The following is a 14,442-nucleotide window of genomic DNA, read 5'->3' as shown; positions in this document are numbered from 1 at the left end:
CCAACATTATTTTTTTGCAAAAAAATAAGCATATAAGGATCACATGCTTTACAATAAAAGTGTCAAAGTCCTAAAGAAAGGATGTGAGCTTATATGCCTACTACTGATTATACTGAATTTTTACATAATGTAAAACAAGAATATATTACAAATAGCTATGAATTAGACGGAATATTTATTTTTGACATAGAATTACCAGCAACATCACATATTTGCCCAAAGTGTGGAGAAAGCACAAAGCATATTAAGGATTACCGCATACGTACTGTAAAGTTTGGAAAAGTACAACGAGGTCCACTAATTGGAAAATACAGACAACGTCGGTATATTTGTCCTCATTGTGGTCATTCTTTTGCTGAAAGCAATCCATTTGTACAAAAACATATGCAACTAAGTGTAACTAATATTAGAATGCTATTTGATAAACTTACTGAAAGTATAACCTATACAGCTATTGCTAACGAGTGTGATACATCTATTACTACAGTATTACGTTATTGCTCTATGATCACTATACCTAAGCCTAAGACCTTACCCACTGTGATTGGTATTGATGAGTTTAAAGGAAATGCAGAAGGCTACCAATACCAAGTTAATTTAACTAATCCAGATACACATGAAATATTAGATATTTTACCGAAACGTGATACGCAAGCATTAATCCACTATTTTGCATCATTTAAACATAAGGATCGCCTACAAGTTAAGTTTATTGTAATGGATATGTCCATACAATTTAAGCGCATCATGGAGGCGCTATTTCCACATGCGCATATTATCTGTGATCGATACCATGTATGTCGACTTGTAGATTGGGCGGTAGAGCGAGTTAGAAAGCGTGAGCAACATAAACTGGCTGCTTATTCACGTATGTTAAAACAGAATCGACGTGTACTAATGAAGCATCCAGACCATTTAACGGAAGCTGAACACATTAAGCTCTGTGAAATACTTCGAATTTCTGAAGATATACGGAAAGCATATGCTTTAAAACTATCTTTTAGAAAAATCTTTTCAACCTATGGTAAACAAGGAATAGCTGCACATTTAACCCATTGGTTAGAATTAGTGAAAGCATCTGGTTTGAAAGAATTTAATAACTTCTTTACATCATTTCCTGCATGGATGACTCAATTAACTAATGCATTCTTACTTCCATATTCTAATGGATACACAGAAGGAACTAACAACAAGATTAAGGTATTAAAACGAATAAGCTATGGACTTCGCCACTTTGGTAGATTTAGAGTACGTATTCTACTTTTGAGCAAAAAGAATGGCACCAACCATAACTATGATTGGTGCCAAAGAAGACTCGTAGGGTGAATACCCCAACATTTGACAGAGAGCCTCTTTTTTTGAAAGTAATAATCTCCAAATAGTGACTAAACTCACAGGGGTTACACCTATATACTATGGTATAATAAATTGATAAATTTAGATAATTTGTTCCCATAAGAAGGGAAGGAGTTTATGGCTGAAGGTAAGATTATTGCCATCTCGATTAGCGAGAAAAAAGGGCAAAAGAAACATAATATTGAATCTGCCAATCTCATCGTAGATCACGGCATGGAAGGCGATGCACACGCAGGTAATTGGCATCGCCAAATTAGTTTACTCGGCATTAAGAGCATTGAGCATATGCGTGAAAAAGGGGCCGATGTAAAACCTGGTGATTTTGCTGAAAATATCACCGTCGAAGGCATTGTTTTGTATGATTTACCGGTCGGTACGAAATTACAACTAGGTCCTGAGGTGTTATTAGAGGTCACACAAATTGGTAAAGAATGTCATCATGGTTGTGAAATTATGAAACAAGTTGGATCTTGTATTATGCCTACGCAAGGAATTTTTGGTAAAGTTCTAAAAAATGGTACAATTAACGTAGGTGATGACGTATCCATTATTAAATAAGGATGTAAAGAGGTGTGCTATGAAGGATGCATGGGGCCGAACAATTGAATATGTACGTCTGTCGTTGACAGATGCGTGCAATTTTTGCTGCCCTTATTGCAGACCAGCAGAGATTACACCACAAAGCCAACATCAACTACTATCTGTGGATGAATGGATGACTATTTTAGGTGCGTTTCACCAAGTAGGGGTGAAAGCTGTACGCCTCACCGGTGGTGAGCCGTTACTATATCCTCATATTGAAGAGTTATTAGCACGTATCAAGCAGACCGGATGGTTTGAAGATATTTCTATGACAACCAATGGCAGTCTATTGGCGCCGCGGGCCGAGAAATTGAAAGAACTCGGTTTGAACAGAGTCAATATTAGCCTTGATTCCCTTGATAGCGACGCTTTTGCTCTATGTGTGGGCAAAGCTGACCAACTCGACTCCGTTCTAAGTGGTATTCAAAGTGCTATTGATGCGGGCTTTACTTCTGTTAAAATTAACACTGTATTATCCCGACATTGGACTGATGATGAAGTTCGTGCTTTACTAACATATGTGGAAACTTGGCCGGTGATTTGGCGCTTTATTGAATATATGCCATTTCAGGGCGATGCGTTTCATGGGCCGACCTTCGATGAATGGAAGGCTCAATTAGAACGCGTCAGCGGTGGTATCCTCACTGAAAATCACGGTGTGTACGGTTTTGGACCTGCCACGTATTACAATTTACCGAGTGGTAAGGAGATTGGTTTTATCTTCTCCATGTCTCATAGTTATTGTGATACATGCAATCGCGTTCGTCTTACTTCGGATGGTCAAATGCGACTCTGCCTTTTGCGTGATGATGAGGCCGATTTAGTGTCTCTTGTACGTCGAGGCTTAAGTGAGACTGAACTCGCCAGTCATATTGAATGGGCTCTACAACGTAAACAAGAACGTCATGATGGTGTTACGATGGATCAACCAGAACGCCCTATGTGGCGCATCGGAGGATAGTATGGGATTCTTTGATTTTCTGAAACCGAGAAATAAAGAGTTTGTCGAATCCTGTTGGCCTGGTGGTAAAATGCTGCAAGTCCACATGGAATATGATACACAAAAGCTTATATTTACCTATATAGGACGTTATGGATTACAATTTAGCGTGCCTAAGGCTGATGTAACAGACATCATTGTGAAAGAAGTAAGTCGTACCCATAGCGTTATTCAAATTTACCATGGCGAGGAATGTGTGGGGACTACGGATATCATTCCTACCGAGGCTTGTGAAACGATAAAGAATTGGATGTTAGAATTCTAATATCCTATACCTATAGAGATGGTATAAATCAAATTGATATATTTTATGGGAATGTAATAAATATTCTTTACATTCCTATAAAATAAGCATATAATAATTCATGTCATGGACCACTAGCTCAGCTGGCAGAGCACCTGACTCTTAATCAGGGTGTCCAGGGTTCGAACCCCTGGTGGTCCACCAAAATAAACCCGCACTACGGTGCGGGTTTTTCTTATTATTTTGACATTATTTTATCAGGTTAACTTTTGACACCATTTTGACATCGATTAAAAGTTGATTATTAGGGGGATTTAAATGAAACTAGAAGATGTAATGACCACACAAGAGGCGGGAGAGAGATGGAATGTACCGGCTGATTCAATAAAACAATGTTGTTTAAAGCGATATGCAAATAATCAGTTCACTGAAGATGAAGCTAGAAAGTCCGGAAGAAATTGGCTTGTAACCCGTCAAGGTATGGAACGCTTATATGGTAAAGAAATAAAGCCTTTATAAATTTATTCCGATAAATATCACATAGACAATAAGTTATTAATCACTTATGATTGGAATATAGTAGTATTTCTCATTAGGAGGTCCCAAATGGCAGTAGATGTATCCAGAACACAAGATGTATATAAAGATGCTGGCCAAAGTGTCAATTTCACAACATTATTATTAAATCGTAAAGATCGCGATGCAGAATTAGAAGTAATTCAAGACATGGCAGATCGTATTCAAGCCATTAAACGTTCTGTTAGTATTCGTGCTAATGGTGAAGGCTTGGGTATTGCGTTTGGCTTTAGCCGTAAAGCATGGGACTATTTATTCCCTAATGCACCTGTACCAAAAGAGTTAGAAGACTTTCAAGGTATTAAAGGGGACAAACAAGATGTGCCAGCTGTAGCGGCTGACTTGTTCTTGCATGTACGTTCCAATGATGAATCTGTTACATATACAGTAGTGGACCAAATCATGGAATTCTTACGTCCTGTTACATCCGTAGTTGATGAAACTCATGGATTCCATTATGAACAAGGCCGTGCTATCATCGATTTCGTTGATGGTACGGAAAATCCTGTAGGCCAAGAAGCGGTAGAATGGGGCGTTATCGGTGATGAAGACCCTGAATTCACGAATGGTTCTTATGCTTTTGCACAAAAATATGAACACGATCTTGATGCGTGGCGTGCACTTCCTACAGAAATGCAAGAAAAATTCATTGGCCGTCGTAAATTCAGCGATATTGAATTGGAAGACGATGAAAAAGATCCAGCAGCTCACAATGTAGTAGCTCAAGATAATCGTGACGATGAAGAACATAAAATCGTTCGTATGAATGTACCATTTGCACAACCTGGTCAAGGTGTGCGTGGCACATATTTCATCGGCTATGCTCGTTATTGGGATGTAACGAAAACAATGCTTACAAACATGTTTACTCAAAACGATAAATTGCTAGATTATTCTAAACCTATTACCGGTATGCTATTCTTTATTCCATCCCTTGATACATTGGATGCTATTGCAGAAGGCGAATTATAATCGTTATAATTTTACGATATATGCAATGATAAAATAATATGCAATAAAATCTATAGAAAGCGCCCCTTTGGGGGCGCTTTTATGCTATAATTAAAGAATATTATTGATTCTGTAGAATTTTAGTTTGTAGAGGTTGCCCATGAATTATACAAGTACACGTGGCACTGTTGCCGTAAATGAAACATATGCATTATTACATGGTTTGGCGGAAGATGGCGGTTTATACGTACCGGCTTTATTTCCAACGAATTGCTTGAGCTATAACGACATCAAAGATAAATCTTACCAAGAGGTAGCTGCTGTTGTATTAGCAAAATTATTCCCTTGCTTCTCCGAAGCACATCTCAAGGAAATGATTAACTCCGCTTACAGCGATGCAAACTTTAGCACTCGTGATATTGCACCTCTACATTCTTTGCTTGAAAAACTATCTGTGTTAGAACTGTTCCACGGCCGTACACAAGCATTTAAAGATATGGCGCTTTCACTATTTCCATATTTATTGGTAGCAGCGAAAGAAGCAGAAGGCGAAGATAAAGAGGTTCTTATCTTGACGGCTACATCTGGTGATACAGGTAAGGCTGCCCTTGAAGGGTTTAAAGATGTACCTGGTACACATATTCAAGTATTCTATCCAACTGATGGCGTTAGCCCTATGCAAGCGGAACAAATGCAAAAGCAAGAAGGCGCTAATGTTAATGTAACTGCTATTCATGGTAACTTTGATGACGCTCAACAATTTTTGAAACGCTTATTTGTCGATGCTGATACAGCAAAAGAAGTAGCCGAAAAAGGCGTTATGTTCTCCAGTGCGAACTCCATCAATATCGGTCGTTTAGCACCGCAAGTAGTATACTATGTAAATGCTTATGCTGAGCTTGTTGCACAAGGTGCTATCCATGAAGATGAGGCGTTTAACGTAGTGGTTCCAACAGGTAATTTTGGTAACATCTTGGCTGCTTACTATGCTAAAAAGATGGGTATTCCTATCGGTAAATTGATCTGTGCATCCAATCAAAATAACGTGCTTACTGATTTCTTTAACACTGGTACATATGATATGAATCGTCCATTCTATACGACGATTTCTCCATCTATGGATATCCTTGAGTCCTCTAATTTTGAACGTTTCTTGTACTATATCTCCGGCGAGGATAGTGAAAGAACAGCTCAATGGATGAAAGATTTGAAATCCACAGGTAAATTATCTGTTAATGAAGAAGAATTTAAACGTGTACAAGCTAATTTCAGCGGTGCCTATGTCAATGACGAAGAAACAAAGGCTATTATTGAGCAAGTGTATAACTCCTATGGCTATTTAATGGATCCTCATACAGCTGTTGCGATGGGTGCGTATATGAAAGAATTAGAAGCTCATCCAGAAGATGGTGCTCGTCATACAATCATCGCATCTACTGCACATCCATTCAAATTCCCAACACCTATTTGTGAGGCCCTTGATATTAAAGTTGGTTCTACGCCTTATGAAAGCTTGGATAACATCTCAGCTGTAACCGGTGTAGCATTCCCTAAACAATTGGCTGCGTTAAAGGCTAAATCATTACGCTTTACAAAAGCCATCGACAAAGAAAATATGAAACAAGAAATTCTAGATTTTGTCGATACATTCTCTAAATAATACTATGCCGCCTCTCCTTGGAGGGGCGGTTTCTTATTGTAATGGTTATCGATATATTGTATTGATGAGATAGGGGGATATATGGCAAAAAAAGGTTTAATTTATGCACTCCTTTCGGCACTATTGCTGAGTACCATGAATTTATTTGTTAAGATGCTGGGATCCAATATTCCATCTGGAGAGATTGCTTTCTTTCGCGGCTTATTTGGCACCGTTGCTGTCCTTGTCGTTATGTATATGAAGGGCATCCGATTTTCCACGGAGGACCGAGGACTGCTTATTATGCGAGGCCTCTATGGCGGTTTTGGCATGGTGTGTAACTTTATAGCCTTGGTACATATGAAGATGTCTGATGCTACCATATTATTTCAAACATCGGGAATTTTCGTGTTTATCTTTAGCGCCTTTTTCCTTAAGGAACGCGTTCCGAAGGGCGCTGGTAAATGGCTTATCTTAATCTTCATAGCTGTAATGGTTATGGTTAATCCATTTAGTTATGGCGGATTTACCTGGTATGCCTTAGTTGCCATCTTAGGTGCAGCGTTATCTGCCGCTGCGTATACAACAATTCGCTCCATTAGTAAGCATGGACAACATAGTAATTTTGAGATCATGGCTTATTTCTTAATTACAGGAATGATTGCGGGCCTTGTGACGACAGATGGATTTGTCATGCCTCAAGGTCAAGAATGGCTAATCATTACTGCTATTGGCGGTATAACCGTAGTGGCGCAATTCTTCTTAACGGGCGCTTTTGTTACAACGAATGCTGTAGTAGCACAATTCTTGCAATATGTAGGCGTATTCATTAGTTCCTTCTATGGATTTTTATTCTTTGGTGAAAGTCTATCCATCGAAACGGTGGGGGCTGGTATTGCCATGTTTGTGGCGTCCGTTATGTTGGCGCGATTAAAAGAGCAAGATGGACCTATTCGGGCAGGCAAAATTATAGAGGAAAAAACAAAATAAATGTCGAATACTATATAAGTAGTATTGGTGCATAATTAAGATGCGACCATCAATTAGGAATATTATTGTATGGTTGCATCTTTTTGTATATTGTAGGAGTGTGATGACTATGTTTATGGAGTGGATTAAAATTGAGAATTATCGTAATCTCGTAGATATTGAACTACACTTTCACAATGATATCAATTACTTTGTAGGCGAAAATGCAGTGGGGAAATCCAATTTTCTTGACCTCTTAGAGCAAATGATGAATGTACGAGGCTTTCAAGAAAGTGATTTTGCTGATGTGCATAAACCGATACGCATTGAGTGTAAACTGTCTTTTTCTGAACTGACTACCTCATTTCAGGATATACTTGGTCCAGAAGATGGCATGTATCTACGACTTGAACAAGTGGTACAAGAGGTATATCCACGACTCTATAAGGTGGAGGGGGACCAATTGACACCTGTACCATTGTCTATGTTGCGCCATACAATCTATATGTGTCATCGCGATACATCGGAGGCGGAACTTTATTCCATTCCTACATCGGTGTATATGGAACTGGGGAAACAGCTTGTTACCTATCTGCCTAAGACTGGGTTGACATCAGATGATGCCATCGCATTAGATAGCTTTATCAATGTAAGAATGGGGCTTGATCCCGAATGTGTTCTTAATATTCAGCGTCTTGTAGAACTGTTAACATCCTCTACAGAGGCAAACTTAATTCGTAAGTATTCCATAGATAATGTACGGCTTATCATGGCGGTAGCACTAAAGATTTTGGCTCAAATTTACATGAAGGTGCACAGTGCATCTACTAATTTAGAATCACTGCTCGTGTATGACAGTGAGGGCCGTCGATATTTACCGGTATTTATCAGTGTCGATGAACCGGAATTACATTTGAGTCCTTATTTGCAACGAGCCGTGCTCAGCTATTATCGTCAAATTGCAACCAATGAAAATGCTGAATTTTTAGCGTTAATTAAACAGCTATTCCAAATTGATGGCCTATTGGGTCAATTATTTGTAGTAACTCATAGTACCGATGCATTGGTAGACGATTATCGTCATATTATACGCATGTATCGTGATGAAACGGGTCTCGTTCGCGCTGCTTGCGGGGTGACCTTTAAATTTGCTCGAGAAGTAGAGAAACATTTGATTATGCATTTCCCTGAAGCGAAGGAAGCCCTCTATGCACGGTGTATCATCTTGGTAGAAGGGGAAACTGAGTATGGTAGTTTTGCAGGTATGGCCAAAAAATTAAATGTAGATTTTGATTATTTTGGTATATGTCTTATCAATGCACGTGGAGAATCTTCTATTAGTAAGCTTCATAAATTATTTAAAAGCTTTGCCATTCCGACGGTAGCACTCTATGACAGAGATGTAATGGATAAGCATAGCAAGTCTCATGTTAATGTCTTTTACACAAATGAAATCTGTTTTGAAATGGATGTAGTATCCCATTTGATTCGACATCATCATCGGGATGTATTGGACAGCATTATTCAGGATCTTATTGATACAGGGCGTGGTATGGTAACAAAGGATATGGCACGCCGCGGTTTTGCTAAGTTGGGACTTGATAATCATCAAGTGGTACAACGATGTTTGAAAAATATCAAGGCAAAGGATATAGATACATTATTGGCGTACTATTTCTCTTGGTTTTATAGCAATAAAGGTGTGATTGTAGGGCGTAGAATTGCCTACTATATACCGGATCATATGATTCCACCAGCCTTTATTGCGGTTATTGAACGGGCTAAAGTTTTATCTCTAGAATCATCTATTATGAAAATAGGATGATAAGCATATTAAAAACTTTCAATAAACTATATCGAAAAATGTTGACATAGATGCAGTTTTCTTTTATGATTAATGAGGTTAATTTTTCCGAACGGTATTAAGTGTGAGTAGGAGTTAAACATGAAGGAATTTATTAAAGAGTTTAAAGAGTTCGCTTTTAAAGGGAACATGATGGACCTCGCTGTAGGTATGATTATTGGTGCAGCTTTCACAGCATTAGTGAATTCTGTAGTTAGCAATTTGTTCATGCCATTAATCAGTGTGTTCACTGGTGGTATTGATTTTAGCAATCTATATTTGCCATTAAGTGAAGCGTCTAAAGAGGCATTTGTAAATGGTGCTGATATTTCAACAGCTCGCTCTGCTGGTGCTGTATTGCCTTATGGTACATTCATTACTGACCTTATTCAATTCTTAATCTTAGCATTTGTTGTATTCTTAATGATTCGCGCGTTGACGAAGCTAATGCAAAGTGCTAAGAAAGAAGCTGAAGAAGCACCAGCGACTACAAAAGAATGTCCATTCTGTAAAACAGAAATCAATATTGATGCGGTTAAATGTCCTAACTGTACATCTGATTTAAAATAATCAACACACTAAGAAAGAGTTCTAGAAGCATAATGCTTTTAGAACTCTTTTTTGTTGTAACTTAGCCCTGAGTTTTGGTAAATTTCCAATTATAGGATACAATATAGATACATATAGTTTTCGTTGTAAATGATATGTTGTTACAGCATTTAAGAATATATAGAGAAGGGATGAAATGATTATGGAACGTAAACCATTAGTAGTGGTACCTGGCTTAGTGCGACGTGATGCTATTGCTTATTTACAAGAACATGTTGACGTACGTCAGTGGACAGAAAAAACTAAAATGCCTAGAGAGGTTTTAAAAGAATGGTTACGCGATGCTGATGGTTTGTGGTCTATTAATTCCATATCGGTTGATGCGGACCTTGTGAAAGATGCGCCTAATTTAAAGGTCATTGCACAAGCCTCAGTAGGCTATGACAATGTAAAGATTGATGAACTTACGGCGGCGGGCATTCCTTATGGCAATACGCCAGGTGTTCTCAACGAAACCGTAGCAGAACTCGCTTTCACATTGATTGCTACGGCCAGTCGTCGCATTATTGAAAATGCAATTTTTGTAAAAAATGGCCGTTGGGCTGAGCGTCCTTCTAATATTAAGGGCTTTGATTTGAGTCGCCGCACATTGGGTATCATTGGTATGGGCGCCATCGGTGTTTCCATTTCTCGACGTGCTCGCGCCTTTGGTATGACCGTTGTATATCATAATCGACATCAACGTAATGACGATAAATTGTATAGAACAACATATATGGAATTAGATGAGCTACTCGCTACGAGTGATGTGGTATGTATCATGGCGCCACTTACGGATGAAACGTATCATATGTGCGATGCCGAGTTCTTTAAGAAAATGAAAAAGACCGCATTGTTCGTCAATGTAGGTCGCGGTGCCATCGTTGATACAGATGCACTCATCGATGCTCTTAAAACTGGTGAAATCGATTATGCTGCACTTGATGTAACTGATCCAGAACCACTACCAGCAGATCATCCATTATTGTCTATTGATAACTGTTTAATTGTTCCTCATATTGGTTCGTATACAGATCGCACGCGATATGATATGTCCATGTTGACAGCGAATAATATCATTGCTGGTGTTCATAAAAAACCTCTACAAACATGTGTTAATGAAGAGGTGAATTATAAAATGTGCGGTCCTATATAAAATATGGTAAAATAAAAGAATATTTATCGTATGGAGGTTGTAACGTTGGAACATAAAGATACTGAACAAACTGTAGCTCCTGAAGAAGTTGTATCCATTAACTTTATCGAAGCTGAAATAAATAAAGATAATGAAGAGGGCGTATACGGTGGCCGTGTACATACGCGATTCCCACCAGAACCAAATGGGTATTTACATATCGGCCATGCTAAGTCCATTTGCCTTAACTTTGGGTTAGGCGAAGAATATAAGGGCTTAACAAATTTACGCTTTGATGACACAAATCCAGAAAAGGAAGATGTGGAATATGTAAATTCCATTAAGGAAGACGTGGAATGGCTTGGATTCCATTGGGATGGCGACGTACGTTATGCATCTGATTACTTTGGCAAAATGTATGATTATGCTAAAAAGCTTATCTCCTTGGGTAAGGCTTATGTAGATGATCAAACAGCAGAAGAAATCCGTCAAACGCGTGGCGATTTCTCTACACCAGGTACAAATAGCCCATATCGCGATCGCTCTGTAGAAGAAAATTTAAAACTCTTTGAAGAAATGAAAGAGGGGAAATACAAGGATGGCGAAAAGGTATTACGCGCTAAAATTGATATGGCGGATCCTAATATCGTCATGCGCGATCCTGTATTGTATCGTATTGTAAATGCAGCTCATCACCGTACAGGATCTGAATGGAGCATTTATCCAATGTACGACTTTGCACATCCTATTGAGGATGCTATTGAACGCATTACCCATTCCGTATGTACATTGGAATTTGAAGTGCATCGTCCATTGTATAATTGGGTTCTCGAAGATTGGGAAGACACTGAAAAACCTCGCCAAATCGAGTTCGCTCGTTTAAATGTAACAAAAATGGTTATGTCTAAACGCAAATTACGTGCTCTTGTAGAGGCTGGCCTCGTATCCGGTTGGGATGATCCTCGTATGCCTACCATTTCTGGCTTGCGCCGTCGTGGCTATACACCAGAAGCCATCCGTGATTTCTGCGACCGCATTGGCGTAGCTAAGGCTGATAGCACTGTAGATATTGCATTGCTCGAATTCTGTATTCGTGAAGATTTGAAATTAAAAGCTCCACGTCCAATGGTTGTTATCGACCCTGTTAAGGTTATTATCGATAATTATCCAGAAGGTCAAACAGAACCTTGTGTGGTTGAAAATAATCCAGAAAATGAAGAACTCGGTACTCGTGAAGTTATGTTTGGTCGCGAAATTTATATTGAGCGCGCTGACTTTATGGAAGAACCGGTTAAGAAATTCTTCCGCTTGGCTCCGGGAAAAGAAGTACGCTTAAAAGGCGCTTATTTCATTACTTGCCAATCTGTTGTAAAGGATGAAAACGGTACCATTACCGAAATCCATTGTACCTATGACCCTGAAACGAAGAGCGGCAGTGGTTGCACACGTAAGGTAAAGGGTACATTGCATTGGGTTGAGGCTTCTACGGCTGTAGATATTGAAACTCGTTTATATGACTACTTGCTTAAAGAAGAATCCGATGGTAAAGACTTCTTAGCTGATTTTAATCATGAATCGTTACAAGTTATGCACAGTAAAGGTGAAGCAAGCCTTGCTAATACTGTTCCTGGCGATAGATTCCAATTCTTGCGTCAAGGTTATTTCGTAACTGATAAGGATAGCACTGCCGATCATATTGTGGTAAACCGCATCGTAGGTTTACGTGATACATGGGCAAAACAACAAAAGAAATAGTTGTGATTATACCGCCCCTTTAAGGGGCGGTTTTGTTTAGGAGAAAACTATGAAATCAATGATAGCTTTAGCTCTCGCTGGTGTTGTAGCGATGAGCACACCTGTACTTGTTGATGCGGCTAATATTAATGCTAGTAAATATGCCGCTGCATATGGAACGTATAATGGTATGAAACTTAACGAAGGTGTTACGATTTATGCCAATGCGCCAAAGGCTTTGTTCGCCGGCGCAGGTAAAACCGATGTAAAAACGGCTCTTATGCAAGCTGGTGCCAGCCGTGCCGAGGTATATACGCTTAACGTAAAACGAGAAAATGAAATGAATTACGCTGTATTTGCGAATGTGGTCGTAGGTGGTAAACATAATCTTGTTAACACCAAGCATGTGAGCACTGATGCCAGTGATGTCGGTAATTTGGTGGCGTCTATCAATGGAGGTAAAGCTGCTGAGCTAGGCCAATACCAAGTGGTGACACCTTTGGCTAAGCATAATAAAACATATGTAGGTGCACTAAAATATACAAGTAAAGATAATAATAATTCTTATAATGAGATTCTTCATATTGCTGTTTCTGAAAGTAAATACGAGGGCCCTAGTGTGCGATTTATCGCTATAGATGAAGAAAGTGATGCTAAGGTATTTCCTCGTGTGAGCAACTTGCTAACGGGTAAATAATAAATAATTATTGAAATAAATTATCAATTATCTTGACAATATTTCTCATCGAGAGTACTATGTGTATATAGTAATCAATCTCAAGTAATGAGGCGGATTCTATATAGATATGCAACAGGCAGGTACGACTATGATGGATTCAATTGACAATATCATTGGATTTCATTGTGCACCGGCAATTCGAGGCATTAAGGTCTCGAATTTGGTTTCTATTCCACGGGACATGAATGAACAAATCCAATTCGTTTTGACTGAATATAATAAAGAGTTTAATGAAAAGGGTTTATTCTTCTTTGAATTATGTCGCTGTAAAGCACGTAGACTATTATTGGTGTTCCGTGAAACACAATTACGAGACTATGTACGGCAACCTGCGGTGATGACATTTTTGAAAGCCTACGGTTATCAAGATAGTATGAGCATTATGGAGATGCTTGAACATTTGCGATATCGTATGGAATCAAGCGTTGATTTCCCTCATGAAATTGGTGTGTTCCTTGGATATCCATTAATGGATGTGAAGTATTTTATTTCTCGTCGCGGTAATGGATATTCTATGTGTGGTGAATGGAAGGTTTACCACGATGTAGTAGATGCACAACGCTCTTTCCTATGTTACAAAGCATGTCGTGAATTTTGTCAAACTCAATTGATGTTGGGAAAAACATTTAGTTCATTGGTCGCAAGAACGGCCTAGGAGGTACAAGATGATTGGTGTAATTTTTTGGTCCGGTACAGGCAATACAGAAAGAATGGCTTATGAAGTAGCTGAAGGTATCAAAGCTGCAGGTCAAGACGTAGAAGTAAAATCCGTTTCTGAAGTATCTGTTGATGAAGCAGCAGCTTACGATAAATTGGCTCTTGGTTGCGCTGACATGGGTGCTGAACAATTAGAAGAAGGCGAATTCGAACCATTCTACACTGAATTAGAAGGTAAATTGAGTGGTAAAAAAGTAGCAATCTTTGGCTCCTATGGTTGGGGTGGCACTTGGTTAGAAGACTGGGGCACTCGCATTAAAGATGCTGGCGGCGAATTAGTAGCTGACGGTGTGGCAATCTTGGGTGAACCAGATGATGACGGCAACGCACAATGCCAAGAATTGGGTAAAACTTTAGCTAACGCATAAC

At 39.0% G+C, this 14,442-nt stretch carries 15 protein-coding genes and 1 tRNA gene; all 16 read left to right on the top strand.

What is annotated here, in order from left to right; all coding sequences use genetic code 11:
- The first annotated feature begins 93 nt into the window (after positions 1-93).
- The gene (locus tag O3598_RS06505; protein ID WP_316589771.1) at positions 94-1,326 is read left to right on the top strand and encodes an ISL3 family transposase; all 1,233 of its coding nucleotides are present in this window, start codon (positions 94-96) and stop codon (positions 1,324-1,326) included.
- A gap of 147 nt (positions 1,327-1,473) precedes the next feature.
- A complete protein-coding gene (locus O3598_RS06500; RefSeq protein ID WP_009661571.1) occupies positions 1,474-1,914 on the top strand; it encodes an MOSC domain-containing protein in 441 nt (146 codons plus the stop codon).
- 19 nt (positions 1,915-1,933) lie between these two features.
- The gene (gene moaA / locus O3598_RS06495) at positions 1,934-2,899 is read left to right on the top strand and encodes a GTP 3',8-cyclase MoaA (protein WP_009661576.1); all 966 of its coding nucleotides are present in this window, start codon (positions 1,934-1,936) and stop codon (positions 2,897-2,899) included.
- A gap of 1 nt (position 2,900) precedes the next feature.
- A complete protein-coding gene (locus O3598_RS06490) occupies positions 2,901-3,203 on the top strand; it encodes a hypothetical protein (protein WP_038141496.1) in 303 nt (100 codons plus the stop codon).
- Positions 3,204-3,310: 107 nt separating this feature from the next.
- Positions 3,311-3,386: transfer RNA gene (locus O3598_RS06485), tRNA-Lys, on the top strand.
- A 114-nt stretch (positions 3,387-3,500) separates the two neighbouring features.
- Positions 3,501-3,701 (top strand): helix-turn-helix domain-containing protein, encoded by a 201-nt coding sequence (locus O3598_RS06480; protein ID WP_009661583.1) that lies wholly within the window; start codon positions 3,501-3,503, stop codon positions 3,699-3,701.
- 87 nt (positions 3,702-3,788) lie between these two features.
- Positions 3,789-4,730: a Dyp-type peroxidase gene (locus tag O3598_RS06475; RefSeq protein ID WP_009661599.1), complete on the top strand. Its 942-nt coding sequence runs from the start codon at positions 3,789-3,791 to the stop codon at positions 4,728-4,730.
- A gap of 139 nt (positions 4,731-4,869) precedes the next feature.
- Entirely contained in the window at positions 4,870-6,369 is a 1,500-nt protein-coding gene (gene thrC, locus O3598_RS06470) for a threonine synthase (protein WP_009661601.1), read from the top strand.
- 81 nt (positions 6,370-6,450) lie between these two features.
- Positions 6,451-7,338 carry a DMT family transporter gene (locus O3598_RS06465; RefSeq protein WP_009661574.1) on the top strand — a complete coding sequence of 296 codons (888 nt, stop codon included), beginning with the start codon at positions 6,451-6,453 and terminating at the stop codon, positions 7,336-7,338.
- Between the two features lie 109 nt (positions 7,339-7,447).
- On the top strand, positions 7,448-9,142 hold the full coding sequence (locus tag O3598_RS06460; protein WP_316586542.1) for an ATP-dependent nuclease: 1,695 nt from the start codon (positions 7,448-7,450) through the stop codon (positions 9,140-9,142).
- Between the two features lie 120 nt (positions 9,143-9,262).
- Positions 9,263-9,730, top strand: a complete 468-nt coding sequence (gene mscL / locus O3598_RS06455; RefSeq protein WP_371452182.1) for a large conductance mechanosensitive channel protein MscL — start codon at positions 9,263-9,265, stop codon at positions 9,728-9,730.
- Positions 9,731-9,911: 181 nt separating this feature from the next.
- On the top strand, positions 9,912-10,904 hold the full coding sequence (locus O3598_RS06450; protein WP_038141507.1) for a 2-hydroxyacid dehydrogenase: 993 nt from the start codon (positions 9,912-9,914) through the stop codon (positions 10,902-10,904).
- A 45-nt stretch (positions 10,905-10,949) separates the two neighbouring features.
- Positions 10,950-12,638, top strand: a complete 1,689-nt coding sequence (locus O3598_RS06445) for a glutamine--tRNA ligase/YqeY domain fusion protein (RefSeq protein ID WP_105084362.1) — start codon at positions 10,950-10,952, stop codon at positions 12,636-12,638.
- Between the two features lie 49 nt (positions 12,639-12,687).
- Positions 12,688-13,314, top strand: a complete 627-nt coding sequence (locus O3598_RS06440; protein ID WP_005377393.1) for a hypothetical protein — start codon at positions 12,688-12,690, stop codon at positions 13,312-13,314.
- A gap of 109 nt (positions 13,315-13,423) precedes the next feature.
- Entirely contained in the window at positions 13,424-14,011 is a 588-nt protein-coding gene (locus O3598_RS06435) for a DUF3793 family protein (RefSeq protein WP_009661585.1), read from the top strand.
- 10 nt (positions 14,012-14,021) lie between these two features.
- Complete coding sequence (locus tag O3598_RS06430) at positions 14,022-14,441, top strand: flavodoxin (protein WP_005377355.1); 420 nt, start codon at positions 14,022-14,024, stop codon at positions 14,439-14,441.
- Position 14,442 lies beyond the last annotated feature (1 nt).

The organism is Veillonella atypica (assembly GCF_041431435.1).
In the GTDB taxonomy this organism is placed as follows: Bacteria; Bacillota; Negativicutes; order Veillonellales; family Veillonellaceae; genus Veillonella; species Veillonella atypica.
This window is presented reverse-complemented; position numbering and strand designations above follow the sequence as displayed.

Coding starts and splice junctions, on each gene's coding strand:
- O3598_RS06490 (WP_038141496.1), top strand. CDS start 2,901: ATGGGATTCTTTGATTTTCTGAAACCGAGAAATAAAGAGTTTGTCGAA.
- O3598_RS06465 (WP_009661574.1), top strand. CDS start 6,451: ATGGCAAAAAAAGGTTTAATTTATGCACTCCTTTCGGCACTATTGCTG.
- O3598_RS06460 (WP_316586542.1), top strand. CDS start 7,448: ATGTTTATGGAGTGGATTAAAATTGAGAATTATCGTAATCTCGTAGAT.
- mscL (WP_371452182.1), top strand. CDS start 9,263: ATGAAGGAATTTATTAAAGAGTTTAAAGAGTTCGCTTTTAAAGGGAAC.
- O3598_RS06505 (WP_316589771.1), top strand. CDS start 94: ATGCCTACTACTGATTATACTGAATTTTTACATAATGTAAAACAAGAA.
- O3598_RS06480 (WP_009661583.1), top strand. CDS start 3,501: ATGAAACTAGAAGATGTAATGACCACACAAGAGGCGGGAGAGAGATGG.
- O3598_RS06440 (WP_005377393.1), top strand. CDS start 12,688: ATGAAATCAATGATAGCTTTAGCTCTCGCTGGTGTTGTAGCGATGAGC.
- O3598_RS06475 (WP_009661599.1), top strand. CDS start 3,789: ATGGCAGTAGATGTATCCAGAACACAAGATGTATATAAAGATGCTGGC.
- O3598_RS06500 (WP_009661571.1), top strand. CDS start 1,474: ATGGCTGAAGGTAAGATTATTGCCATCTCGATTAGCGAGAAAAAAGGG.
- O3598_RS06435 (WP_009661585.1), top strand. CDS start 13,424: ATGCAACAGGCAGGTACGACTATGATGGATTCAATTGACAATATCATT.
- moaA (WP_009661576.1), top strand. CDS start 1,934: ATGAAGGATGCATGGGGCCGAACAATTGAATATGTACGTCTGTCGTTG.
- thrC (WP_009661601.1), top strand. CDS start 4,870: ATGAATTATACAAGTACACGTGGCACTGTTGCCGTAAATGAAACATAT.
- O3598_RS06430 (WP_005377355.1), top strand. CDS start 14,022: ATGATTGGTGTAATTTTTTGGTCCGGTACAGGCAATACAGAAAGAATG.
- O3598_RS06450 (WP_038141507.1), top strand. CDS start 9,912: ATGGAACGTAAACCATTAGTAGTGGTACCTGGCTTAGTGCGACGTGAT.